General features: G+C 67.3%; 25 protein-coding genes and 1 pseudogene. 19 read left to right on the forward strand and 7 right to left on the reverse strand.

All coding sequences use genetic code 11. The annotated features are described in order from the left end of the window. The first annotated feature begins 1 nt into the window (after position 1). The 4 genes from rfbD (at position 2) to AC5Y5W_RS21695 (ending at position 4,521) form a co-directional block, all read left to right on the forward strand. The gene (rfbD, locus tag AC5Y5W_RS21680; RefSeq protein ID WP_500012561.1) at positions 2–871 is read left to right on the forward strand and encodes a dTDP-4-dehydrorhamnose reductase; all 870 of its coding nucleotides are present in this window, start codon (positions 2–4) and stop codon (positions 869–871) included. 35 nt (positions 872–906) lie between these two features. Then, positions 907–1,767 carry a glycosyltransferase family 2 protein gene (locus AC5Y5W_RS21685; RefSeq protein ID WP_500012606.1) on the forward strand — a complete coding sequence of 287 codons (861 nt, stop codon included), beginning with the start codon at positions 907–909 and terminating at the stop codon, positions 1,765–1,767. Between the two features lie 2 nt (positions 1,768–1,769). After that, a complete protein-coding gene (gene manB / locus AC5Y5W_RS21690; protein WP_500012607.1) occupies positions 1,770–2,843 on the forward strand; it encodes a mannose-1-phosphate guanylyltransferase in 1,074 nt (357 codons plus the stop codon). Between the two features lie 166 nt (positions 2,844–3,009). Next, positions 3,010–4,521, forward strand: a complete 1,512-nt coding sequence (locus AC5Y5W_RS21695; RefSeq protein ID WP_500012563.1) for an HNH endonuclease signature motif containing protein — start codon at positions 3,010–3,012, stop codon at positions 4,519–4,521. On the opposite strand, the gene AC5Y5W_RS21700 is transcribed toward AC5Y5W_RS21695, so the two are convergent. Genes AC5Y5W_RS21700 through cofD form a run of 3 tightly spaced genes read right to left on the reverse strand, consistent with a single transcriptional unit; the run spans position 4,470 to position 7,419 of the window. Next, positions 4,470–5,063 carry an NUDIX hydrolase gene (locus AC5Y5W_RS21700; protein ID WP_500012565.1) on the reverse strand — a complete coding sequence of 198 codons (594 nt, stop codon included), beginning with the start codon at positions 5,061–5,063 and terminating at the stop codon, positions 4,470–4,472. The genes AC5Y5W_RS21695 and AC5Y5W_RS21700 overlap by 52 nt on opposite strands. Further along, positions 5,060–6,433 (reverse strand): coenzyme F420-0:L-glutamate ligase, encoded by a 1,374-nt coding sequence (locus AC5Y5W_RS21705; protein ID WP_500012567.1) that lies wholly within the window; start codon positions 6,431–6,433, stop codon positions 5,060–5,062. Before AC5Y5W_RS21705 ends, AC5Y5W_RS21700 begins: the two co-directional genes overlap by 4 nt. Then, entirely contained in the window at positions 6,430–7,419 is a 990-nt protein-coding gene (gene cofD / locus AC5Y5W_RS21710; RefSeq protein ID WP_500012568.1) for a 2-phospho-L-lactate transferase, read from the reverse strand. Before cofD ends, AC5Y5W_RS21705 begins: the two co-directional genes overlap by 4 nt. A 378-nt stretch (positions 7,420–7,797) precedes the next feature. Between cofD and AC5Y5W_RS21715 the strand changes: the two genes are divergently transcribed. Then, positions 7,798–8,130 carry a WhiB family transcriptional regulator gene (locus tag AC5Y5W_RS21715; RefSeq protein ID WP_500012609.1) on the forward strand — a complete coding sequence of 111 codons (333 nt, stop codon included), beginning with the start codon at positions 7,798–7,800 and terminating at the stop codon, positions 8,128–8,130. A 10-nt stretch (positions 8,131–8,140) separates the two neighbouring features. Here AC5Y5W_RS21715 and AC5Y5W_RS21720 read toward each other — a convergent pair whose 3' ends face one another. Then, positions 8,141–8,563 (reverse strand): metallopeptidase family protein, encoded by a 423-nt coding sequence (locus AC5Y5W_RS21720; RefSeq protein WP_499886231.1) that lies wholly within the window; start codon positions 8,561–8,563, stop codon positions 8,141–8,143. 152 nt (positions 8,564–8,715) lie between these two features. Between AC5Y5W_RS21720 and AC5Y5W_RS21725 the strand changes: the two genes are divergently transcribed. From AC5Y5W_RS21725 to AC5Y5W_RS21745, 5 genes are all read left to right on the forward strand, one after another. After that, positions 8,716–9,147, forward strand: a complete 432-nt coding sequence (locus AC5Y5W_RS21725) for a DUF3499 domain-containing protein (RefSeq protein ID WP_499884686.1) — start codon at positions 8,716–8,718, stop codon at positions 9,145–9,147. A gap of 96 nt (positions 9,148–9,243) precedes the next feature. Next, positions 9,244–10,644, forward strand: coding sequence for a phosphomannomutase/phosphoglucomutase (locus AC5Y5W_RS21730; protein WP_500012570.1), 1,401 nt, complete (start codon positions 9,244–9,246; stop codon positions 10,642–10,644). Beyond that, a complete protein-coding gene (locus AC5Y5W_RS21735; RefSeq protein WP_500012571.1) occupies positions 10,641–11,744 on the forward strand; it encodes a TobH protein in 1,104 nt (367 codons plus the stop codon). Before AC5Y5W_RS21730 ends, AC5Y5W_RS21735 begins: the two co-directional genes overlap by 4 nt. 9 nt (positions 11,745–11,753) lie before the next feature. After that, entirely contained in the window at positions 11,754–12,980 is a 1,227-nt protein-coding gene (gene manA / locus AC5Y5W_RS21740; protein ID WP_500012572.1) for a mannose-6-phosphate isomerase, class I, read from the forward strand. Beyond that, complete coding sequence (locus tag AC5Y5W_RS21745; RefSeq protein WP_500012574.1) at positions 12,977–13,897, forward strand: cation diffusion facilitator family transporter; 921 nt, start codon at positions 12,977–12,979, stop codon at positions 13,895–13,897. The genes manA and AC5Y5W_RS21745 overlap by 4 nt, the downstream gene beginning before the upstream one ends. Here AC5Y5W_RS21745 and AC5Y5W_RS21750 read toward each other — a convergent pair. Next, positions 13,858–15,261: an FAD-dependent oxidoreductase gene (locus tag AC5Y5W_RS21750; protein WP_500012576.1), complete on the reverse strand. Its 1,404-nt coding sequence runs from the start codon at positions 15,259–15,261 to the stop codon at positions 13,858–13,860. The two genes, AC5Y5W_RS21745 and AC5Y5W_RS21750, sit on opposite strands and share 40 nt — an antisense overlap. 54 nt (positions 15,262–15,315) lie before the next feature. Here AC5Y5W_RS21750 and AC5Y5W_RS21755 point away from each other — a divergent pair, with 54 nt between their 5' ends. The 6 genes from AC5Y5W_RS21755 to ahcY all read left to right on the forward strand — a co-directional run bounded on the left by AC5Y5W_RS21755 (position 15,316) and on the right by ahcY (position 20,711). Next, on the forward strand, positions 15,316–16,821 hold the full coding sequence (locus AC5Y5W_RS21755) for an amino acid permease (protein WP_500012578.1): 1,506 nt from the start codon (positions 15,316–15,318) through the stop codon (positions 16,819–16,821). Positions 16,822–16,922: 101 nt separating this feature from the next. Next, positions 16,923–18,134: an alkane 1-monooxygenase gene (locus tag AC5Y5W_RS21760; protein ID WP_500012580.1), complete on the forward strand. Its 1,212-nt coding sequence runs from the start codon at positions 16,923–16,925 to the stop codon at positions 18,132–18,134. Next, the gene (locus tag AC5Y5W_RS21765; protein WP_500012582.1) at positions 18,134–18,304 is read left to right on the forward strand and encodes a rubredoxin; all 171 of its coding nucleotides are present in this window, start codon (positions 18,134–18,136) and stop codon (positions 18,302–18,304) included. The genes AC5Y5W_RS21760 and AC5Y5W_RS21765 overlap by 1 nt, the downstream gene beginning before the upstream one ends. Next, positions 18,301–18,483, forward strand: coding sequence for a rubredoxin (locus tag AC5Y5W_RS21770; RefSeq protein ID WP_499884695.1), 183 nt, complete (start codon positions 18,301–18,303; stop codon positions 18,481–18,483). The genes AC5Y5W_RS21765 and AC5Y5W_RS21770 overlap by 4 nt, the downstream gene beginning before the upstream one ends. Next, positions 18,480–19,103: a TetR family transcriptional regulator AlkX gene (gene alkX / locus AC5Y5W_RS21775; RefSeq protein ID WP_500012584.1), complete on the forward strand. Its 624-nt coding sequence runs from the start codon at positions 18,480–18,482 to the stop codon at positions 19,101–19,103. Before AC5Y5W_RS21770 ends, alkX begins: the two co-directional genes overlap by 4 nt. A 135-nt stretch (positions 19,104–19,238) precedes the next feature. Next, entirely contained in the window at positions 19,239–20,711 is a 1,473-nt protein-coding gene (ahcY, locus tag AC5Y5W_RS21780) for an adenosylhomocysteinase (protein ID WP_500012586.1), read from the forward strand. 17 nt (positions 20,712–20,728) lie between these two features. On the opposite strand, the gene sigC is transcribed toward ahcY, so the two are convergent. Both sigC and AC5Y5W_RS21790 read right to left on the reverse strand, forming a co-directional pair. Continuing rightward, entirely contained in the window at positions 20,729–21,283 is a 555-nt protein-coding gene (sigC, locus tag AC5Y5W_RS21785; RefSeq protein WP_500012588.1) for an RNA polymerase sigma factor SigC, read from the reverse strand. A 63-nt stretch (positions 21,284–21,346) separates the two neighbouring features. Then, a complete protein-coding gene (locus tag AC5Y5W_RS21790; protein WP_500012590.1) occupies positions 21,347–22,105 on the reverse strand; it encodes a DUF2275 domain-containing protein in 759 nt (252 codons plus the stop codon). 99 nt (positions 22,106–22,204) lie between these two features. On the opposite strand from AC5Y5W_RS21790, the gene AC5Y5W_RS21795 reads away from it, so the two are divergent. From AC5Y5W_RS21795 to esxG, 3 genes and pseudogenes are all read left to right on the forward strand, one after another. Further along, positions 22,205–22,516, forward strand: a complete 312-nt coding sequence (locus AC5Y5W_RS21795; RefSeq protein WP_499884700.1) for a PE family protein — start codon at positions 22,205–22,207, stop codon at positions 22,514–22,516. Further along, on the forward strand, positions 22,513–24,132 hold the full coding sequence (locus AC5Y5W_RS21800; protein WP_500012591.1) for a PPE family protein: 1,620 nt from the start codon (positions 22,513–22,515) through the stop codon (positions 24,130–24,132). Before AC5Y5W_RS21795 ends, AC5Y5W_RS21800 begins: the two co-directional genes overlap by 4 nt. A gap of 18 nt (positions 24,133–24,150) precedes the next feature. Then, positions 24,151–24,311, forward strand: a pseudogene (gene esxG, locus AC5Y5W_RS21805) (type VII secretion system protein EsxG); the annotation flags it as partial.

Here is a 24,311-nt window from a genome sequence, read left to right on the forward strand (position 1 = left end):
CGTGCGGAGCAGGATCGTGATCACTGGCGCCGGTGGGCAGGTCGGCAGCTTGCTGGCGGAACAGGCCGGCCAGCAGGGACGCGACGTGCTGGCGCTGACGTCGTCGCAGTGGGATATCACCGACCCGGCCGCTGCCGACCAGTTCATCGAACGCGGCGACGTGGTCGTCAATTGTGCGGCCTATACCGATGTCGACGGGGCCGAAAGCGACGAGGAGACCGCGCATGCGGTCAATGCGGAAGGGCCTGGGCACCTGGCGCGAACGTGCGCGCGGGTAGGCGCGCAACTGGTCCATATCTCCACCGACTACGTATTCAGTGGCGACTTCGGTGGCTCGGCGCCGCGCCCCTACGAGCCGGGCGATCAGACCGCGCCGCTGAGCGTGTACGGACGTACCAAACTGTCCGGTGAGCTGGCCGTGCTGGCGGCGCTGCCGGAAGCCACCGTGGTGCGCACCGCCTGGGTCTACACCGGCGCCGCCGGCAAGGACTTCGTCGCCACCATGCGCCGGCTGGCCGGCGGCGACCGCACCCTGGAGGTGGTCGACGATCAGATCGGCTCACCGACCTACGCCGGCGATCTGGTGGGTGCGTTGCTGCAGGTGGTCGACGGCCGGGTCGCCGCCCCGCTGGTGCACGCCGCCAACCAGGGCGCCGTCTCCCGGTTCGAGCAAGCCCGCGCGGTGTTCGAAGGTGTGGGCGCCGATCCCGAACGCGTACGCCCGGTCAGCAGCGACCGAGTGCCGCGGCCGGCGCCCCGACCGCCCTACACCGTGCTGTCCAGTCGGGCCTCTGAGCTGGCCGGCCTCGCGCCGCTGCGGCCGTGGCGGGAGGCGTTGAGCCAAGCGCTGTCCGTGCCCGTGGACGCCTGACGGTTACCCTTCTTGCCGTGAGTGACGTCCTGTCTGTGGTGACGGTGACCTATTCGCCGGGCCCGCACCTGGACCGCTTTTTGGCTTCGCTGTCGCTGGCCACCGAGCGGCCGGTGAACGTGCTGATGGCCGACAACGGCTCGACCGACGGAGCGCCGCAGGCGGCGGTCGAGCGGTACCCGAACGCGCGGATGTTCTCGACGGGCGCCAACCTCGGCTACGGCACCGCAGTGAACCGCGCGGTCGCCCAATTGGGCGACGGTGAGGAATGGCTGATCGTGGCCAACCCGGACGTGCAGTGGGGTCCCGGCAGCATCGACGCGTTGCTGGACGCCGCCGCCCGGTGGCCGCACGCGGGCACGCTGGGCCCGCTGATCCGCGAACCCGACGGGTCGGTGTACCCGTCGGCGCGGCATCTGCCGAGCCTGGTCCGGGGCGGCATGCACGCCGTCGTCGGCCCGCTGTGGCGCGACAACCCGTGGTCGACGGCGTACCGCCAGCAGCGGCTGGAGCCCACCGAGCGGACGGTGGGCTGGCTGTCGGGGGCGTGTCTTTTGGTGCGCCGCGCGGCCTTCGATCAGATCGGCGGTTTCGACGAGCGCTACTTCATGTACATGGAGGACGTCGATTTGGGCGACCGGCTCGGCAGGTCCGGCTGGCTGAACGTCTACGTCCCGTCGGCCGAAGTGCTGCATCACAAGGGCCACGCCGCTGGGCGCGATGCGGCCCGCAACCTGGTTGCCCACCACGAAAGCACCTATAGATTCCTCGCCGATCGGCATTCTGGCTGGTGGCGCGCCCCGCTGCGCGGGGCCATGCGGACCGCGTTGAAGGTGCGTGCGCGGCTGCAGGTGCGCAGCTCGCGGCGCAGCCTGGAAGAGGAGCGGCGCCGATGACACTGGCGAACCCCCAAGTCGACGCGGTTGTGCTCGTCGGTGGCAAGGGCACCCGACTGCGGCCGCTGACCCTGTCGGCGCCCAAGCCGATGCTGCCGACCGCCGGGCTGCCGTTCGTCACCCACCTGCTGTCGCGGATCGCCGCGGCCGGTATCGAGCACGTCATCCTGGGCACGTCCTATCAGCCGGCGGTGTTCGAGGCGGAGTTCGGCGACGGCTCCAAACTCGGTTTGCAGATCGAATACGTCACCGAAGAGCATCCGCTGGGCACCGGCGGCGGTATCGCCAACGTTGCGCCGCGGCTGCGCCACGACACCGTGATGGTGTTCAACGGTGATGTGCTCTCCGGCGCCGACCTGGGGCAGCTGCTGGATTTCCACCGCACCAACGAGGCTGACCTGACTCTGCATTTGGTGCGGGTCTCCGACCCGCGGGCGTTCGGTTGCGTCACCACCGAAAACAGCCGGGTCACCGCGTTTTTGGAGAAGACACAGGACCCGCCGACCGACCAGATCAACGCCGGCTGCTACGTGTTCTCTCGCAAGACCATCGACCGGATTCCGCGCGGCCGGGAAGTCTCGGTGGAACGCGAGGTGTTCCCGGCGCTGCTTTCCGACGGGGTGAAGGTGTGCGGCTACGTCGACACGAGCTACTGGCGGGATATGGGCACGCCAGAGGATTTCGTGCGCGGCTCGGCGGATCTGGTGCGAGGCATCGCCCCGTCGCCGGCACTGTGCGGGCATCGCGGCGAACAATTGGTGCACGACGGCGCGGCGGTGTCGCCCGGCGCGCTGTTGATCGGCGGCACGGTCGTCGGGCGGGGCGCCGAGATCGGCTCCGGCGCCCGATTGGACGGCGCGGTGATCTTCGACGGAGCGCGGATCGAGGCCGGCAGCGTGATCGAGCGCTCGATCATCGGCTTCGGCGCGCGGATCGGCCCGCGGGCGCTGATCCGCGATGGCGTGATCGGCGACGGCGCCGACATCGGCGCCCGCTGCGAGTTGCTGCGCGGCGCCCGGGTGTGGCCCGGTGTCTCGATTCCCGACGGCGGAATCCGCTACTCGACCGACGTCTAGGTGTTGGCTTTTAATCAGGTTTTCGGCCGCGCTTTGACATCCAGCATGACAGTGACCTTGTTGCTGGAGAACCCCCGCCGGCTTCCGCGGCCGCAGGTATCCACAACTTGCGACCCTGCCCAAAAAGTATGAGTCAGTACGAGTGGAGTCTGCTATACTCGAACGTATGTTCGATGAGGCGGCGCGGTTGGAGGTGATCGCGCGGTTTGATGAGCTGTTTGAGCGGCGCCATCCCTCGACCACACCGGAGTCGACGGCCCTGGTGGACCGGATCTGCGCGTCGGCGCGGGCGGAGAATCAGGCGGCCGCTGCGCAGCTGGCCGCAATTGGGGAGCTGTTTGGCTATCGGTTATCGCGGTGTTCTAACACCGAAGATTGGGCCATCGATACCGAAGAGGCGGTGACCGCCGAGGTGGCCGCGGCGCTGCGCATCAGTCAGGGGTTGGCGGGAAGCCGGTTGCGGTATGCGCGGGCCATGCGCGAGCGGCTGCCGAAGCTGGCAGCGGTCTTTAAGGCCGGTGATATCGACTATCGGGCGTTTCAGACGATCGTGTTTCGCACCGATTTGATCACCGATCGCGACGTGTTGGCGACGGTGGATGGGCAACTTGCCGTCAACGTGCCGCGCTGGCCGTCGATGACGCAGGGGCGACTCGCCGGGCAGATCGACAAGATTGTGGGCCGTGCCGACGCGGATGCTGTCCGGCGGCGCAAAGAACGCCAGGGTGGTCGAGAGATTTCGATCGGCGACGGCGCCGGAGGTATCTCGGAGATCTATGGCAAGCTACTGACCCCGGACGCGCGGGCTCTCGACAAACAACTGGATGCACTTGCTGCCACGGTCTGTGAGCACGATCCGCGTACCCGCGATCAGCGCCGCGCTGACGCGTTGGGTGCACTCGCCGCGCACGCTGATCGACTGGGCTGCCGCTGCGGGCGTTCCGATTGTGTCGCTGGAAAGCGGTCTGCTGCAACGCCTGTCGTGATCCACGTGATCGCCGAGCAGGCCACGCTCGACGGCAGCGGCTCGGCGGTGGCTTCGCAGGTCGGTGCCGATGGGCTGATCCCGGCTGAACTGGTGGCGGAGCTGGCCAAAACGGCCACGCTGGTGTCGCTGGTTCACCCGGGCGATGCTCCGCCCGAGCCGGGGTATGTGGCTTCGAAGGCGCTGGCGGATTTTGTGCGGTGCCGGGATTTGACGTGTCGCTGGCCGGGCTGTGACCGGCCGGCAGTCGACTGCGACCTGGATCATACGATCCCGTACGCCGATGGCGGGCCGACGCATGCGTCGAATCTCAAATGTTATTGCCGCACACATCATTTGGTGAAGACTTTCTGGGGCTGGCGCGAGCAGCAGTTGCCCGACGGCACGCTGATTTTGACGTCGCCAGCGGGTCAGACCTATGTCACCACTCCGGGCAGTGCGCTGCTGTTTCCCAGCTTGTGCCACTCCACCGGCGGCATCCCGGCCATCGAGGCCGATCTTCCGGATGACTATTGCGGCGAGCGGACGGCGATGATGCCCAAACGCCGCCGCACCCGCGCCCAAAACCGCGCCCACCGCATCGCCGCCGAACGCCGAGCGAACCACGACGCACGCACAGCACGGCGGGGCGAGCGCATGAGCTACTTCGGACTGCCCCCACCCGATCCAGACGACGAACCGCCACCGTTCTGAGTTGAGCCCACGCTTGAGGCTCGGGTGACCAAATACGCCAGCGCGGTGTCGCTGCCGGCGGGCAATGCGTCGGCCGGCCACCACCGCAGGTCCTCTGATTCGTCGCTGAGGACGATCTGCGCGTCCGGCGGCGCGTGTGCGACGAACTGCAGATCGAGGTGGCGGGTAGGCACCCCCAGCGAGCAGGTGACCGGATGTACATGCACGGCAACGAGATCGGGTGCAAGCCGCAGGCCCGCGACACCGGATTCCTCGGTAGCCTCCCGCAGCGCCGCAGCGAGGATGTCGTCGTCGCTGTCTTCGCAGTGCCCGCCCAGCTGAACCCAGCGGCCCAGCCGCGGATGCAGGGTGAGCAGCACCTGGGCGCCGGAGTGGTCGAGCACCAGCGCGGAGGCGGTGATGTGCCCGGGGACGGACTCGCGGCGGCAGGCATCCTCGCGGGCATACAGGAAGGCCAGCACGGCATGCCGCAGTGCGTCCTGCGCCGGATCTGGCGCCTGCCAATCGGATAGCAGCGCGATCGCGGAGTCCCGCACGCTCACTTGCGCACCAGCAGATCCGAGACCGGTACCGGATCTTTGGGCTCCTGCGGCTGCGCCGGGTAGCCGATCGCGATGGCGCCCAACGGCTCCCAATCGCCCGGAAGTGCCAGCTCGTCGCGAACCAGGTCGGCGGCAAAGATCGTCGAGCCGATCCAGCAGCTGCCCAGCCCGCGTACCGCCAAGGCGACCAGCAGCCCTTGCACCGCCGCGCCTACGGCGACGGTGAACATGGTGCGCTCGGCGTCGGTGCGCGCGGCATCGGGGTAGCTGTGCGCACCGTCGGGGACCAGCATCGGGACGATGACTTCCGGTGTGTCGTAGAGGATCTGACCGCGCGCCACTCGTCGCTCGATGGCATCGGCGGGCTTGCCGTCACCGGCCAGGTCGGTGCGCCACTTGTCGCGCATGCGGTCCAGCAGGCGGGTGCGGGTCGAGGGGGTCTGCAGCCACACGAACCGCACCGGCCGGGTGTGGTGGGGAGCGGGTGCGGTGAGCGCCTCGGCGACAGCTGCCTCGACCAGGTGCGGCGGTACCGGTTCGTCGGCGAATTGGCGTACCGAGCGGCGCAGTAGCTGAGCTTGCCGGCGGCCCAGGTCCAGTGCTTCGGCGGTGCCGAGCCAAAACAGGTCTTCGGTGCCCGGCCGAACCAATTGCCGCGCCGTCGAGCCATCGTCGAGTATGGGCAGGCCGCGCACCACGGCCACTGGGATCGCGGTCAGTTTGCCCTTGACCAGATCGGCGGCCGCCGCGATCTCGTCGGCCACGGCGACCTCAGTGACGACCAGCTCGTTGCCGTGCGGGTCGACGGCACCGGCATAGTTGTGCAGCACCGCCAAACCCGCCGAACCGACGGTGGCGTCGATCTGCCCGTTGCGCCAAGCACGACCCATGGTGTCAGTGATCACCACGGCGACGGTGATCCCCAGCCGCTCGTGCAGCTGGGCGCGCAACGCCGCGGCGCTGGAATCGGGGTCGACGGGCAACAGCGCCAGCTCCGCGGCGCCGACGTTCGAGCCGTCCACGCCTGCAGCGGCCTGCACCAGCCCCTGTCGGTTCTCGGTGATCAGTGTGCGACCCTTGCGGGCCAGTACTCGCACCGCCTCGCTGTCGACGAGCTTGCGCCGCAACGTGTCCCGCGCATCCGGGTCGTCGGGCGCTGGGACCAGTCGGCCCTCGCACTTCGACACCACCTTGCTGGTGACGACGACCACGTCGCCGTCGCGCAGCCAGGGTGCGGCCGCGGCGATCCCGGCGCTCAAATCGTCGCCCGGGCGGAATTCAGGAAGGCCGGTGACGGGCAAGATTTCGACCGCCGACGCGCTGCCGTGCTCGCGAGCGCTGCGCTGCTCTGGCTTGGCGTCGGGGGTCACGCCGCCACGCCTGCGAGTTCCAAACCGGCGCTGACCATCTGCGCCGTCGCATCGGGATCGGCCATCAGCAGTGGTATCGAGCGCACCGCCACACCGTCGATGTCGGCATGGTCACCATCGTGGATCAGCCAGCAATCCAGGATGCCGGTGCCGGCACGCGAGCCGTAGTGCCGACCCACCGCTTCGGCGGTGGATGGCACGCCGATGACGGTCAGGCACTCATGGGCCATGCCGCGCAATGGTTTTCCACTGACAATGGGGGAGTAGCCGACGACGGGAGCACTGGTCGATCGCAACGCACCGCGGACCCCGGGAATGGCCAGGAGGGCGCCGATGCTCACCACCGGGTTGGACGGCGCCAGCAGGACGATATCGGCATCGACGATCGCATCCACGACTTCGGTTGTCGCCTCTGCCTTTTCGGCGCCAACAAAGGCGAAGCTATGGGTGGGCACCTGGGCGCGATAGCGCACCCACCATTCCTGGAAGTGGATCGCGCGTTGGTCGCCGTCGGTGGGATCGGTGATGACCACATGGGTTTCGCAGCGGTCATCGCTGACCGGCAACAGCGTTGCGCCCGGTTGCCACCGATCGCACAGTGCCGCGGTGATCTGTGACAGCGGATAGCCGGCCCGCAGCATCTGGGTACGCACCAAATGGGTCGCCAAATCGCGGTCACCAAGCTCGAACCAGTCCGGCTGGACGCCGTAGCGCACCAGTTCCTCCTTGGCGTGCCAGGTTTCGTCGCGATGACCCCAGCCGCGCTGTGGGTCGACGCCGCCGCCCAGGGTGTACATGCAGGTGTCCAGGTCCGGGCAGATACGTACGCCGTGCATCCAGGCGTCGTCGCCGATGTTGACGATCGCGGTCAGTTCGTGCTGGTCGCCTGCCCGCCCGGAGGCAAATTGGCCCAGGCCCAGCAGCCGTTGCACACCGATGAGGAAGCGGGCGCCGCCGACCCCGCCAACGAGAACCGTGACCTTCACATCGCACGACAGTACGCCCGACGAGGATGCTCGCCGCACGGCGGCGTGAGGCACGCGACGGCGAGGTGGTCGGGTCCGCGCAGAGGCGTCGACGACCACTCCGGGCCCGACACGCGGAGGGTCAACCGGGGCAGTGCCATCAAAAAATGGTCACGAGATGATATGGAATTCCGTCCAATCGCTTGACCTGCGGTGCTAACACGTGTGTAATCTCATGAGTGTCATTTCCCGGTTAGCCGGCCGGATTCGGTGTCGCAGACCGAGATTCGATCGTTTGTTCGAATTGAGATGGCCGCACATCAAAACAGTGGCGACATTCACGATCAACGAAACCAGGTGAGGAGGCGGAGCATGTCCTATGAACACCTTCGGGGCCTAATGGGAAGCACACCGCACACCACTGCCGGCTCGGCGATGATGGGGGCCACCGCACGACCCCATTTGAGTTTGGTGCCCGAAGCGCCGGAAGTCTTTGAGCCGGCGCCGCTTACACCCGACCAATGGCAAGACCGCGCCTTGTGCGCGCAAACCGACCCCGAGGCGTTCTTTCCCGAAAAGGGCGGCTCCACTCGCGAAGCCAAGAAGATCTGCCTGGGCTGCGAGGTGCGCACCGAGTGCCTGGAATACGCCTTGGCGCACGACGAGCGCTTCGGCATCTGGGGTGGCCTTTCCGAACGGGAACGCCGCCGCCTCAAGCGCGGCATCATCTAGCCGCGCGGGGCTACTCGTCGTCGATCGTCGGGTCGATGACCGAGGGTTCGACGTCCAGATAAGTGGCCACCTGCGCCACCAGAATCTCGTGCAGCAAGTCGGCCAGCTCGACAGTGTCTTTGGCTCGTCGCTCGATCGGCTTGCGGAACAATACGATCCGCGCCCGGGTGGCGCTGCCCCGCACGTCGACACCGGCGGGGATCAACCTGGCCAGCGCGATGGGCCCGTCGGCGACCACCTCGGGCGGCCACTGCACGCTGGCGGGATCCTTGGCCGAGATCCGCGGGATCTCGTCGACCGCCACGTCCAGCCCCGACAACCGCTCCTGCCAGCGGCGCTCGATGGGCTCGTAGGCCTCGAGCACCGCCATATCGAACCGCTCGCCGCGCGTGCGCCATCCCGGCACCGTCGGCGGCAGCAGGGGACCGCGCATATCGCGACCGCGGCGGGAAACCGGTCTGCGTATCGACCGGCCGGAGCTGCGCGAATCGCTCACGCGCCGATGGTAACGGTTGGGAATCGCGACCGACCGCAATGCGCGTGTCCGCCGCTGTGGGGGCCTTTGGGCGCGATAGCCTTCCGAACGTGAATCTTCCGCGTCGCTGCTGTCGGCCGGGGTGCCCGCACTACGCGGTGGCGACGCTGACGTTCGTCTACTCGGACTCGACGGCGGTGGTTGGCCCGCTCGCGACCGCGCGTGAGCCACACTCCTGGGACTTGTGCGTCAGCCACGCCAGCCGCATCACGGCGCCGCGTGGGTGGGAGCTGGTCCGGCATGCCGGCCCGCTGCCCCTCTATTCCGACGACGACGACTTGATCGCGTTGGCCGAGGCGGTGCGTGAGGGCCGCGAGGTGGTGGCGAGCGGACCACCGGTCAACGGGTTTTCCGAGGCTCACAACGGCGGTGTGTCGCCCGCGCTGCCCGATGGCGGCGTGCTGGCGTCGACCGCGCAACGGCCCGCCGGCACCGGGCGTCGCCGCGGTCACCTGCGGGTGCTCCCCGACCCCGCCGATTAATCCGGTCGATCGCCCGCACGCTTGCGGGCCGACCCGGCCTGCATCCTCGCCGGGCTAAGCTGACGGCCAAGAGTCCCCATAGTCAGGAGCCTTTTCATGTCTCGGCCCGCCGCGGCTGTCAACCGTGTGATCAAGGCTTATGACGTGCGGGGCTTGGTCGACGACGAGATCGACGAATCGTTTGCCGCCGACGTCGGCGCAGCCTTCGCCAGGCTGGTACGCGACGACGAGGCCGGGCGGGTCGTCATCGGCTACGACATGCGGGACAGCTCACCGTCGTTGGCGGATGCGTTCGCAACAGGGGTCGCCGAGCAGGGTCTCGACGTCGTCCGCATCGGCCTGGCATCCACCGATCAGCTCTACTTCGCCTCCGGCACGTTGGACTGCCCCGGGGCGATGTTCACCGCCAGCCATAACCCGGCCGCCTACAACGGCATCAAGATGTGCCGGGCCGGGGCCAAGCCGGTCGGTGCCGACACCGGGTTGACCGCCATCCGCGACGATCTCGTCGCCGGCGTCCCGCATTACGACGGCGCGCCGGGCAGTATCACCGAGCAGGACGTGCTGGCCGACTACGGCGCCTTCCTGCGCTCGTTGGTAGACACCTCCGGGCTGCGTCCATTGCGGGTGGCCGTCGACGCCGGCAACGGCATGGCCGGCCACACCGCGCCGGCGGTGCTGGGGGCCATCGAGTCGATCACCCTGTTGCCGTTGTACTTCGAGCTCGACGGCACCTTCCCCAACCACGAGGCCAACCCGCTGGACCCGGCCAATCTGGTGGACCTGCAAAAGCATGTGCAGACCAGCGAAGCCGATATCGGCCTGGCCTTCGACGGCGACGCCGACCGGTGTTTCGTGGTCGACGAGCGCGGCCGGCCGGTGTCGCCGTCGACGGTGACCGCACTGGTCGCCGCTCGCGAGCTCACCCGAGAAATCGGCGCGACCGTCATACACAACTTGATCACTTCCCGTGCGGTGCCCGAATTGGTGGTGGAGCGCGGCGGCACGCCGGTGCGCTCCCGGGTCGGGCACTCCTACATCAAGGCGCTGATGGCCGACACCGGTGCGATCTTCGGCGGCGAGCACTCCGCGCACTATTACTTCCGCGACTTTTGGGGCGCTGATTCGGGGATGCTGGCTGCACTGTATGTGCTGGCGGCGCTCGGCGAGCAGCAGCGGCCGCTGTCGGAACTGACCGCCGACTACCAGCGGTACGAATCCTCCGGCGAGATCAACTTCACCGTCGCCGACGCCGCGTCGGCCATCGAGGCGGTCCTGAAGTCTTTCGGCACCCATATCCACTCCATCGACCACCTGGACGGGGTGACGGTGGACCTGGGCGACGGCAGCTGGTTCAACCTGCGCAGCTCCAACACCGAGCCGCTGTTGCGGCTCAATGTGGAGGGCCGCTGCGCCGAGGACGTCGACGCGGTGGTGCAACAGGTCAGCGCTCAGATCACTGCCGACATCGCCGGGCAGACCCAGGCCGTCACGTGAACGCCACTCACGCCACCATCGACCTCGACGACGCCGACGCCCTGATCGCCGCCGACCATGACGGGTTGCTGCGGGCCGTGTCGATGGCGGGAGCGCAGGTGCGCGCGACGGCCGCGGCAATCGACGAGGGCGCCCTGGATCCGGTGCGCGGCGAAGATCGTTCCCGCACGGTGATCTGGGTGGCCGGCCGCGGTACCGCCGAGACCGCGGGCAGCCTGCTGGCCGCGACGCTGGGCCGGTCGGCCGCCGAGCCGATCGTGCTCGCCGCCGAGGCCCCGCCCTGGGTCGGCGCGCTCGACGTGCTGGTCGTGGCCGGCGACGACCCCGGCGATCCGGCGCTGGTGGGCGCCGCCGCCACCGGCGTTCGCCGCGGCGCGCGGGTCGTGGTCGCCGCACCCTACGAAGGCCCGCTACGCGACATTACTGCCGGACGGGTGGCGGTGCTCGAGCCACGGTTGCCGGTTCCCGAGGAGTTCGGCCTGCCCCGGTACCTGGCCGCCGGCCTGGCCGCGTTGCACAGCGTCGACGCCGGCCTGCGCACCGACTTGGCTGCGCTGGCCGACGAGCTGGACGCCGAGGTGTTGCGCAACAGCGCCGGGCGCGAATTGTTCACCAATCCGGCCAAGGCGCTGGCCGCGCGGATGTCGGGACGCCGGGTCGCGCTGGCCGGCGACCGTGCGGCAACACTGGCGCTGGCCCGGCACGGGTCTTCGGCGCTACTGCGGACCGGCCACCAGGTGGTCGCCGCGACCGGCCTGGGGGATGCGCTGATCGCGCTGCGCACCGGGTTGCCGCCCGGATTGCGGGATCCGGCCGACGCGCTGTTTCACGACGACCAGATCGACGGGCCGTTGCCCGAGCGGCTGCGGGTGCTGGCTCTGACGCTGGCCGCCGAGCGGACGGTGGTCGCGGCCAGAGTCGGCCGCCTCGAGGACGTCGACGTCGTGGGCGCGGAGGATGTGCCCGACGCGCCTGATACCACCGAGGTGACCGGCGGGCCGTCGAGCCCGCTCGGTTCGCAGCGGCCCGAGCATCAGCTGGCAGTATTGGCTGTTCGGTTGGAGATGGCCGCGGTTTACCTGCGCCTGCTGGGGGAATAGACGACAGAAGTGGAACTACTACGGGGAGCGATACGGACGTACGCCTGGGGCTCGCGTACGGCCATCGCCGAATTCACCGGACGACCGGTCCCGGCTGCCCATCCGGAAGCCGAGCTGTGGTTGGGTGCCCATCCGGCCGACCCGGCCTGGCTGGAGACAGCGGGCGGCGAAACCTCGTTGTTGCAAACGTTGGTCGCCGACCCCGATGGCCAACTCGGCTCGGTGGCCCGGGCGCGGTTCGGCGATGTGCTGCCATTTTTGGTCAAGGTCCTCGCGGCTGACGAGCCGCTGTCGCTGCAGGCCCATCCCAGCGCCGAGCAGGCCGCCGAGGGGTACCTGCGCGAGGAGCGGCTGGGCATTCCGGTGTCGTCCCCGGTGCGCAACTATCGCGATTCCAGTCACAAACCGGAGTTGCTGGTGGCGCTGCAGCCGTTCGAGGCGCTGGCCGGGTTCCGTCCGGCGGCGCACACCATCGAACTTCTGCGGGCGTTGGCGGTCTCCGACCTCGACCCGTTCATCGAACTGCTGAACGACCAGTCCGACGCCGATGGTTTGCGCGCGCTGTTCACCACCTGGATCACCGCCCCGCAGCCCGACATCGATGTGCTGGTGCCCGCGGTGCTCGACGGCGCTATCAACTACGTCAGTTCCGGCGCAACGCAATTCGCCGCCGAAGCCAAGACCGTGCTGGAGCTGGGTGAGCGTTATCCCGGCGACGCCGGTGTGCTGGCCGCGTTGCTGCTCAACCGCATCAGCCTGGCGCCCGGCGAGGCGATCTTTTTGTCGGCCGGCAACCTGCACACCTATCTGCGTGGCATCGCCGTGGAGGTTATGGCCAACTCCGACAACGTGTTACGGGGCGGTTTGACCCCCAAACACGTCGATGTGCCCGAATTGCTGCGGGTGCTGGACTTCACACCCACCACCGAAGCGCAGCTGCGGCCGGCGACGCACCGCGACGGGCTGTCGCAGGTTTACGACACCCCGACCGACGAGTTCGCGGTGTCGGTGCTGACCCTCGATCACGACCACCTCGGTCACGAGGTCGATGCGCCGTCGCGCCACGACGGTCCGCAGATCCTGCTGTGCACCGAGGGCCGCACCACTGTGCACGGGAAAACCGGGGCGTTGACGCTCGAACGCGGCGCGGCTGCTTGGGTGGGCGCCGACGACGGGCCGATCCGACTAGTCGCTGACCAGCCCAGCAAGTTGTTCCGGGCGACCGTCGGCCTGTGAGCGAGGCCGGTAGCACCCGCGCGATTCTGGCCGCGCTGGCCGCCAACGCCGGCATTGCCGTCGCCAAATTCATCGGGTTTTTGATCACCGGCAGTTCCTCGATGCTCGCTGAGGCGGTGCATTCGGTGGCCGATACGTCCAATCAAGCACTGCTGCTGCTGGGACAGCGAGAAGCGCGTAAACAAGCCGACGCCCTGCACCCGTTCGGATATGGCCGCAGTCGCTACTTCTGGTCGTTTGTCGTGGCGTTGGTGTTGTTCACCCTCGGTGCGGTATTCGCGCTCTACGAGGGCTACCACAAGATCGCTCACCCCACCGAGCTCAATTCCCCGGTGGTGGCGCTGATAATCTTGCTTGTGGCAATCATGTTGGAGGCGTTCAGCTTTCGCACCGCCATGAAAGAATCGCGGCCGCTGAAGGGCGACGCGAGCTGGTGGCGATTCATTCGCAACTCACGCAATCCCGAACTGCCGGTGGTGTTGCTGGAGGACACCGGTGCGCTCATCGGGTTGGTGTTCGCGCTGGCCGGTGTCGGCTTGAGCGTCGCCACCGGTGACCCGGTGTGGGACGGGATCGGCACCATCGGCATCGGGCTGCTGCTGGGCCTGATCGCGATCATCCTGATGGTCGAGATGCACAGCCTGTTGATCGGCGAAGGTGCCACCATTGCCCAGACACAAGCAATCCGCGCCGCGCTGGAATCAACCGAGCACGTCGACCGGCTGATCCACCTCCGTACCCAGTACCTGGGCCCCGACGAGCTGCTGGTGGCGGCCAAGATTGCGGTGGGTCCGCACGTCGAGTTGGCCACAGTCGCGGCCACCATCGACGCGGCCGAGGCCAACATCCGGGCGGCGGTGCCGGCTGCGCGGGTGATTTACCTCGAACCCGATCTGGATCGCGCGCTTTCGGGGTAGCCCCGGCCTCGGGCTTGCCGGCGCTCGGTCAGCCAAAGTCGCATGTTGTGTCGGATCGCGCGGCCGACGAGACGCGCCGAGGGCACCATGTAAAGGCTGTCGAGCAAGGAGAATCGGCGCAAAAACCATTCGGCCAGAACGGGATCGGTCTCGGCGGCACCGAGGAACTGGTCGAACAAGTTACCGACCGGGCGATACCACCGCGGCATCGAGCCGCCGGCGTGATGAAACGAAAAGTCGCCGATAGCGTTCATCATCCACACCGGGAAGGTGGTCTTGGCGGTGGTCCGGTTCAGTTCGCTCGCCACATCGCCGTCTGATTGCTGCAGCGCTCGGCGAAGGTGACCGGCCTGCAGCGACGTCATCGTCATCCCCTGCCCGTAGGTCGGGTCGAAGCTGGCTACCGCATCCCCGAGCGGCACGATCCCAGCCGGGAAGCGGTCGAGTTTGTCATAACGGCGCCATCTGCTGGTCGGGAAGCGGTGGAAGGCCATCTCGCCGATCGGTTCGGCCTGGTCGAGCGCGGCGGTGAATTCGGCGGGCAGCAGTTTTTTGGCAAGCGTCAGCATTTCGGAAAAGTCATGCGGTGGTTCGACTTTGGCCACCCCGAAGGTAGTCAGCATCCAAGTCCCGTCCTCGTAACCCAGCATCCCCAGGCCGAGTGGCTGCTGGCGCGATGCGCCGGCAACGACCACCCGCTCCCGGATGACTGCATCAGGTAGACGGAACTGGTGTGAGGCATAGCCGATGCCGACGTCGACAACGTCCTCACGCGGCCGCCGATATCCCCACTGCTCCAGCCATACCGGTAGCCGGGTGCCCCGGCCCGCCGCGTCGACGACGAGGTCGGCGGCGACTTCGGTCGGGCCATCGTCGCCCTCGACCAAGACGCCGGTCACCCGGTGCGCGGCAGCATCGAACCGTGGTTCGCTGACCGCGCCTCGCTGGATCTCGACGTTGCCGATTTCGCGCACCCGGCGCCGGATCTGCCATTCCAGTTGCGGCCGACTGGGTACATAGGCGGTGAACTCGTCGCGCAGGGTTCGCCCGGTTCCCAGCACATGGCCGGCGGCGCCGAAGTAAATGCAGTCCGGCCGGTTTTCCAGAATCGGCACCCCGACGGCCACCATGTCGTCGAGCAGACCCGGGAACAACGCCTCGAATTCCACCGCGCCGCGCGCCATCAGCAGGTGCACATGCCGGCCCTGGGGGACCGCCGAGCGGTTGGCGGGTTCGCTGGGCATCTCGTCGCGCTCGAACACCGTCACCCGGTCATAGAAATCCGAGAGCACCCGCGCGGCGCAGAGCCCGGCGATGCTGGCGCCGATGACGGCTGCATGCCCCCGTGTGCTGTCCCCACCCATTAACCGCAGCGTACTCGGTACTGTGCCGTCAGATCGTGGGGAAAGGATGGGGGCATGGCCGGTCGATGGCGCACCAAATCAGTCGAACAATCGATCGCCGACACCGACGAGCCGAGCACTCGGTTGCGCAGGGATCTGTCCTGGTGGCATCTGACCGTCTTCGGGGTTTCGGTGGTGATCGGCGCGGGGATCTTCACCGTCACCGCCTCGACAGCGGGCAACATCACCGGTCCGGCCATCTGGGTGTCGTTTTTGATCGCTGCATCCACCTGCGGATTGGCGGCGCTGTGCTACGCGGAGTTTTCCTCGACGCTTCCGGTGGCGGGCAGCGCCTATACCTTCTCTTACGCCACCTTCGGTGAGTTCCTGGCCTGGGTGATCGGCTGGAACCTGGTGCTGGAGTTGGCGATCGGCGCCGCTGTAGTGGCGAAGGGCTGGTCGAGTTACCTGGGCATGCTTCTCGGATTCCAAGCGGGCATAGTCATTTTCGATTCGGTCATGCTGGACTGGGGTGCGTTGCTCATCGTCGCGCTGGTGGCCACGTTGCTTGCGTTGGGCACCAAGCTCTCGTCGCATTTCTCCGCTGTCGTCACCGCGATCAAGGTCGGCGTGGTGGTGTTGGTCGTGATCGTCGGGGCGTTCTACATCAAGCGCGCCAACTATTCACCGTTCATCCCGCCGCCGGAAGCCGACCACGCCGGAACCGGTGTCGACCAGTCGGTGTTGTCGCTGCTGACCGGTGCACAGACCAGCCACTACGGCTGGTACGGCGTGTTGGCGGGGGCGTCAATCGTGTTCTTCGCGTTCATCGGGTTCGACATCGTGGCCACGATGGCCGAGGAGACCAAGCACCCGCAACGCGACGTCCCGCGCGGCATCCTGGCCTCGCTGGGAATCGTCACCGTGCTCTATGTCGCCGTGTCGATCGTGCTGTCCGGCATGGTGCCCTACACCGTGCTTCGGGACCGCCCTGATGGCCGGCACGCCAACCTCGCCACTGCGTTCACCGCCAACGGCGTGCATTGGGCCTCCAACATCATCTCCGTCGGGGCACTGGCCGGACTGACCACCGTGGTGATGGTGCTGATGCTCGGCCAGTGCCGGGTGCTGTTTGCGATGTCGCGCGACGGGTTGCTGCCCCGACAATTGGCCAGGACCGGCCCGCGCGGCACCCCGGTGCGCATCACCGTGGTGGTGGCGCTGTTGGTGGCGTTGGCCGCCTCGGCGTTTCCGATGACCAAGCTCGAAGAGATGGTCAACGTCGGGACACTGTTCGCCTTCGTGCTGGTGTCGGCCGGCGTGATCGTGCTGCGCCGGACCCGCCCGGACCTGCCGCGCGGCTTCCGCGCCCCCTGGGTGCCGTTGCTGCCGATCACGTCGGTGTGTGCATGCCTGTGGCTGATGCTCAACCTGACCGGGGTGACCTGGATCCGGTTCGGCGTGTGGATGGCCGTTGGCATCGTCATCTATGTCGGTTACGGGCGTCGGCATTCCGTGGTGGCAATCCGCGAGGCCGAGGCCGCCGACGTCCAGGTCGCCGCGGGCACCGCCCCGCCCTAACTACTGATTTTACAAAATAGGGTCGAATGTCTAGACAGGAGACACAGAAGCGGATACTGTCAATCGCAACGTGCTGTGACTCACAAGGAGGGATTGACGATATGACCGCCGGACCCGGCCTGGACACGATGGTGTGGCAGGACAAGAAGCGCTACCTCTGGCTGCTCGGACTGATCGCTCCGACCGCGTTGTTGGTGATCCTGCCCATCGTGTGGGCGATGAACCAGGCCGGCTGGCAGACCGCCTCGACGGTGCTGTTCTGGATCGGGCCGATCCTGGTCTATGTGGTGCTGCCACTGCTCGACCTGCGCTACGGGCCCGACGGACAAAACGCCCCCGACGAGGTGATGGAGCGGCTGGAGAACGACAAGTACTACCGCTACTGCACCTACATCTACATCCCGTTCCAGTACCTTTCCGTCATCGTCGGCGCCTATCTGTTCACCGCGTCGAACCTGAGCTGGTTGGGGTTCGAGGGGGCGCTCAACTGGCCGGCCAAGATCGGTTTGGCGCTGTCGGTGGGTGCGCTGGGCGGCATCGGCATCAACACCGCCCATGAGATGGGACACAAGAAGGACTCGCTGGAACGCTGGCTATCCAAGATCACCCTGGCGCAGACCTGGTACGGACACTTCTACATCGAGCACAACCGCGGCCACCATGTGCGGGTGGCCACCCCGGAAGACCCCGCGTCGGCCCGGTTCGGCGAGACGTTCTGGGAGTTCTTCCCCCGCAGCGTCATCGGCAGCCTGCGTTCGGCCTGGCGGCTGGAAGCACAACGGATGCGTCGGCTCGAAAAAAGTCCCTGGCACCTGTCCAACGACGTGCTCAACGCCTGGCTGATGTCAGTGGTGTTCTGGGCGGTGATGCTCGCGATCTTCGGGCCGGCGCTGATTCCGTTCATGATCATCCAGGCGATCTACGGATTCTCGTTGCTGGAGTCGGTCAACTACCTCGAGCATTACGGTCTGCTGCGACAACAACTTCCGAATGGCCGCTACGAGCGCTGCACGCCCGAACACAGCTGGAACTCCGACCACATCGTGACCAACCTGTTCCTGTATCACCTGCAGCGGCACAGTGATCACCACGCCAACCCGACCCGGCGCTACCAGACCCTGCGCAGCATGGCCGAGGCGCCGAATCTGCCCAGCGGCTACGCATCACTGATCGGGCTGACCTACGTCCCGCCGCTGTGGCGACGGCTGATGGACCACCGGGTGCTGGAGCACTACGGCGGCGACATCACCCGCGTCAACGTGCAGCCGCGGCTGCGGGAGAAGATGCTGGCTCGGCATGGGGCGGTGGCGTGATGGCGTCGTACCGGTGCCCGGGCTGCGGCTACCTGTACGACGAAGCCAAAGGCGCTGCCCGGGAAGGCTTTCCGGCGGGTACAAGATGGGATCAAATTCCCGATGACTGGTGCTGCCCCGACTGCGCAGTACGCGAAAAGCTCGATTTCGAGATGGAGGTAACCCAATGAGCGACTACAAGCTGTTCGTCTGCGTCCAGTGCGGCTTCGAATACGACGAGGCCAAGGGCTGGCCCGAAGACGGCATCGCCCCCGGCACCCGCTGGGACGACATCCCCGACGACTGGAGTTGCCCGGACTGCGGTGCGGCCAAGTCCGACTTCGACATGGTGGAGATCGCGCGCTCGTGACAACTACCCTCACGCATGTGAAGCAACGGGTCCCGTACGCCGAGGCGTCGCGGGTCCTGTTGCGCGATTCGGTGCTCGACGCGATGCGCGAACTGCTGGGCACCCGCGACTGGTCGGCCATCACGCTTGCCGACGTGGCCGGCGCTGCGGGCATCAGCCGGCAGACCATCTACAACGAGTTCGGGTCGCGCCAAGGCCTGGCGCAGGGTTACGCACTACGACTGGCCGATCGGTTGGTCGATGCCGTCGACGACGCGATCTGCTCCAACGTCGGCGACGTCTACGCCGCGTTCCTGGAGGGCTTCCGCAACTTCTTCACCGAGTCAGCCGCCGACCCGCTGGTCATCTCGCTGCTCACCGGCGTTGCCAAGCCCGATCTGCTGCAGATCATCACCATCGACAGCGGCCCGATCATCACCCGGTGCTCGCAGCGGTTGACGGCCACGTTCCAGCACAGCTGGGTCAAAGCCAGCGAGGAAGATTCCGGCATCCTGGCACGCGCCGTCGTGCGGCTGGCCATCAGCTATGTGTCCATGCCGCCGGAGGCCGATCACGACGTGGCCGCCGATCTGGCCCGGCTCTTCACTCCGGCCGCTGAACGCTACGGGGAGCTCGGTTAGCGGGCAGGTGGGCGCACGGCCCAGTGGAGCAATAGGGTTTAGTCGGGACCGACTGAACCCGGCATTCGCGCGCCGGCCGCATCGGACTAATATGTATGCAAGCTAACTAGTTGAACAGACGAGGATTGGGCCTACATGACGACCACCGAAAACGCGCTGAGCGCCGACGTGCGCAACGGCATCGAATACAAGGTCGCTGACCTGTCGTTGGCCGACTTCGGCCGCAAGGAGATTCGGCTGGCCGAGCACGAGATGCCGGGCCTGATGTCACTGCGCCGCGAGTACGCCGAGGTGGCGCCGCTCAAGGGTGCCCGGATCTCGGGTTCGCTGCACATGACCGTGCAGACCGCGGTGCTGATCGAAACGCTGGTGTCGCTGGGCGCCGAGGTGCGCTGGGCATCCTGCAACATCTTCTCCACTCAAGACCATGCGGCGGCCGCCGTGGTCGTCGGCCCGCACGGCACCCCCGAGGAGCCGAAGGGCGTGTCGGTGTTCGCCTGGAAAGGCGAGACGCTGGAGGAATACTGGTGGGCCGCCGAGCAGATGCTGACCTGGCCGGGCGAGCCGGCCAACATGATCCTCGACGACGGCGGCGACGCCACCATGCTGGTGTTGCGCGGCGCGCAATTCGAGAAGGCCGGTGTGGTGCCGCCCGCCGAGGAGGACGACTCGGCCGAGTACCGGATCTTCCTCGACTTGCTGCGCAGGCGTTTCGAGACCGACAAGGGTAAGTGGACGAAGATCGCCGAGTCGATCAAGGGCGTCACCGAGGAGACCACCACCGGGGTGTTGCGGCTCTACCAGTTCGCCGCCGCCGGCGATCTGGAGTTCCCGGCGATCAACGTCAACGACTCGGTGACCAAGTCCAAGTTCGACAACAAATACGGCTGCCGGCACTCGCTGATCGACGGCATCAACCGCGGCACCGACGTGCTGATCGGTGGAAAGAAGGCGTTGGTCTGCGGCTACGGCGACGTCGGCAAGGGCTGTGCGGAGTCGCTGGCCGGCCAGGGGGCCCGGGTCACCGTCACCGAGATCGACCCGATCAACGCGCTGCAGGCGCTGATGGAGGGCTACGACGTCAAGACCGTCGAGCAGGCCATCGGCGAGGCCGACATCGTCGTCACCACCACCGGCAACAAGGACATCATCACTCTGGAGCACATGAAGGCGATGAAGGACCAGGCGATCCTGGGCAACATCGGCCACTTCGACAACGAGATCCAGATGGCCGCGCTAGAAAAATCCGGCGCCACCCGCGACAACATCAAGCCGCAGGTCGACGTGTGGACGTTCGGCGACACCGGCCGCTCGATCATCGTGCTGTCCGAGGGCCGGCTGCTCAACCTCGGCAACGCCACCGGTCACCCGTCGTTCGTGATGAGCAACAGCTTCTCCAACCAGGTGATCGCCCAGATCGAGTTGTGGACCAAGAACGACGAGTACGACAACGAGGTCTACCGGCTGCCTAAGCACCTCGACGAGAAGGTGGCCCGCATCCACGTCACCGCGCTCGGCGGTGAACTCACGAAGCTGACCAAGGAGCAGGCCGAGTACATCGGTGTCGACGTCGAGGGCCCGTACAAGCCCGACCACTACCGCTACTAAGCGCAGGTCTAGACGCGCTAGCCGGTCGCCTCGTCGCGGTCTAGTCCGGCCAGCAGCGCGTCACGGGCGCGGGCGACGCGGGATCGAATGGTGCCCACCGGGCAGCCGCACACCGCGGCGGCGTCGGCATAGGACAGGCCGAGGAACTGCGTGAGCAGCAGCGCCTCTCGCTGCTCGGTGGACAGACCGGCAATCATCGTGGTCACCTCGACGAGGTCCTCGAATCCCCGGGTAGGGCGGTCGCGGTTGAGTAGCTGCTCAGGATCGGCGCCGTGAGCGGTGCGAGGCCGGGACTGTGCATGACGGATGTGGTCGGCGACGACGCGTCGCGCAATGGCCAGCAGCCAGGTTCGCGCGCTGGAACGCCCGGAGAAGCGCTGAATGGCGCCGATCGCCCGCAGAAAGGTTTCCTGGGCCAGGTCGTCGGCGCTGGTGCCGTCCGAGAGGTACGCGACAAAACGCCACACGTCTTGTTGGGTGGCTTTGATGAACGCCTCGAGGGCTCGGGCGTCGCCGCGCGCGGCGGCCAAAGCGAGTGCGGTAACGGCCTCGTCGTCGCTACGCGCGGTCATGACCACTCACCTTAAACTCGACCGATCCACCCGTCTACGACGGGCCGTCGTAGACCATCACGTTCAGGCCGCCGAACGGTTGACCGGCCGCAGATGTCCGCGCCGTCGAGCACTGGTCACCGCCGCGGTCAACACGAGTTCGCTCGTCGCCTCCTCGCCGGGCGCGCTGGGCTGACTTGATCCGGCGCGGTTTCGCGCCACCAGCAACGCGAACAGCAAACCAATCAGCAGCGGTAGGTGGCTGGCGACCCGAGAAGCCGTCACCTGCCCGCTGTAGCTGTCGACGGCCACATAACCCAGCAATGCAACCGCATACGCGCCGGCGATCGCCGCAACGCCTACCGCGGCGGTGGTCCAGATGCCCGCGGCGATCATCGCGGCTCCGAGCGCCAGTAACCATGCAGTGGACTCGTGCAGCAGGTGCGCGCCGGTTGCCGCGCCGTGCATGTGAGTGGACACCATGCCGAAATCGATGCCGGCGATCTGCGCCGACGCCAGCGCGACCTGGATCAGCCCCGCCAAAATCAGCGCCCACCGCCGGTAGTCCGAGGCCAGCCCTCGCCACCAACGCCGATGCAGCGCAACGGGCGCCACGCCGACAGCCGCCATGATCTGCTCGACCATGTCCGGTCCGTGGCCCGCTTCGAGCGAGGCCAGTTGTCGGGTCTGTACCGCCACGCCGATCAACCAGGCACGGCAATCCGGACACGATCCCAGATGGGCATCGACCCGCTGGGCCGGCACCTGCGGCGGCTCGCCGTCCAGCCGCGCCGATAGCGCTTCACGCGCAACCTCACACCGCATCTTTGTATCGTCGCTCATTTCTGTGTCTTTTGCACAAAGGCTTCTTCGGCGGGAACCAAACTGCGCCGCGTGCCGACCACTGTAGGTACCCAACGCGAGATTCCGGAAGGGGTGCTTGTGTCCCTGCGAGTTGTTCCCGAGGGCCTCAGCGCGACCAGCGCTGCCGTCGAGGCATTGACCGCGCGGCTTGCGGCCGCGGAGGCCGGTGCATCGCCGTTGATTTCGGCGGTGCTGCCGCCCGCCGCTGATCCGGTCTCGCTGCAGACGGCGGTCGGATTCAGCGCGCATGGCGCCGAGCATTCCGTGGTCGGCGCCCAAGGCGTGGCCGAGCTCGGCCGGGCGGGGGTCGGCACTGGTGAATCCGCTGCCAGTTACGCCACCGGCGATGCCTCCGCGGCGTCGTCGTATTTGATCGCCGGCGGCCTATGACGGCGCCAATCTGGATGGCCTTGCCGCCGGAGGTGCATTCGGCAATGCTCAGCAGCGGCCCGGGCCCCGGGTCGTTGCTGGCGGCCGCAGCGGCGTGGTCGTCGTTGAGCGCCGAGTACGGTTCGGCGGCAGGCGAACTCAGCGCGGTGTTAGCCGGTGCGCAGGCGGTGTGGGAAGGCCCCAGCGCGGCGCGATATGTGGCCGCGCACGGGCCATATCTGAGCTGGCTATCTGAGAGCGCCGAGAAGAGCACAGTCGCGGCGGCTCTGCACGAGACCGCTGCCGGCGCCTACGTGTCCGCGCTGGCCGTCATGCCCACGCTGCCGGAACTCGCCGCAAACCACGCCATCCACGCGACGTTGGTGGCCACCAACTTCTTCGGGATCAACACCATCCCGATCGCACTCAACGAAGCCGACTACCTGCGCATGTGGGTGCTGGCCGCCGAGACGATGACCACCTATCAGGTGGTTGCTGGATCGGCTCTGGCCGCGGTGCCCGCGACGGTGCCTGCCCCACCGATCATGGTGCCGGGGGGTGAGGCCAGCACCGCGGCTGCGACAACCCAATCGGCCGCCGCGGCCCCGGCGGCTGACGCCGGCGCCCATCTCAACGCCGCGGATGCGAGTTCGTCGTGGCAAGACCGCCTGGCGGCCCGCCTCTCGGACATCACCCAGAACATCCTTTGGCCCCTCGGCAAGGAGATCTACCCCGATGGATGGCCGATTCCGGCGGTTCCATTCGTCAATGGGATCACCTCAATCCTGATGCAGATCCCCGGAATGTCACCAGCGCTGGCAACCGCTATGGGCTGGTTCATCTTCCATTCGTTGATGCTGGTGTGGCCTTTCGTGCAGATGGCCCCGACATTGTTGATGGCTGTTGTTCCAATGGTGGGGGCCGTCGCAATCGGCGGCGTGGCGGGAGTAGCGGCCGGGATCGCCGCAGCCGCGGCCAGCGTCTCGATTCCTCCGGTTGCGGACATGCCGGCCGCGGCGGCGATCCCGGCGCCCTTGGGCTCAGCGCCGGCGCCACTGACGGCGGGCGGTACCGCAACAACGGTGACGAACGCCCCGAGCACATCCACCGCCGCAACCCCCAGCACGGCCTCCGCGATGGGCGGCGGACCGGCCGGCGGCGGTCCCGGAGTCGGCTTCGGTCCGACCGCCACCGACACCCTGGGAGCCAACGCGTCGATGACCGACGTGTCATACGCGGTGGGCGCCACGGGACTGTCGGCCCGGAGCAGCGCCGCAAGCCGTCGCTCACGCGATCAGGAGCAGGAATCGCCGGTGGACAATCCCGCGGCGGCCGCAGCAAAGGCGCCGGCCACCCGCGAGCAAGCGCGGGCCCGCCGGCGCGCGAAAGTCAAAGAGCTGGGCCGCGGTTACGAGTACATGGATCTGGAGCCCGGGAACGACGACGACGCAATTGACGCGGTGAGCGTCTCGGATCGGGGTGCTGGACCGCTGGGTTTCGCCGGGACGGGACGGCAAGGCTCGACGGCCGAGGCAGCGGGGTTGACCACGCTGGCCGGTGACGAGTTCGGCGGTGGACCGGCAATGCCGATGGTGCCGGGCAGTTGGACGCCCGGCAGCGCTACGGACCGTAGTTAAAAAGGGAAAGGGAACAGGATGAGTTTGTTGGATGCCCATATTCCGCAGTTGGTGGCGTCGCAGTCGGCGTTTGCGGCGAAGGCGGGGTTGATGCGCTCCACGATTGGGCAGGCTGAGCAGGAGGCGCTCTCGGCGCAGGCGTTTCATGTCGGGGAGTCTTCGGCGGCGTTTCAGGCTTC

The organism is Mycobacterium sp. NGS51 (genome assembly GCF_059812525.1).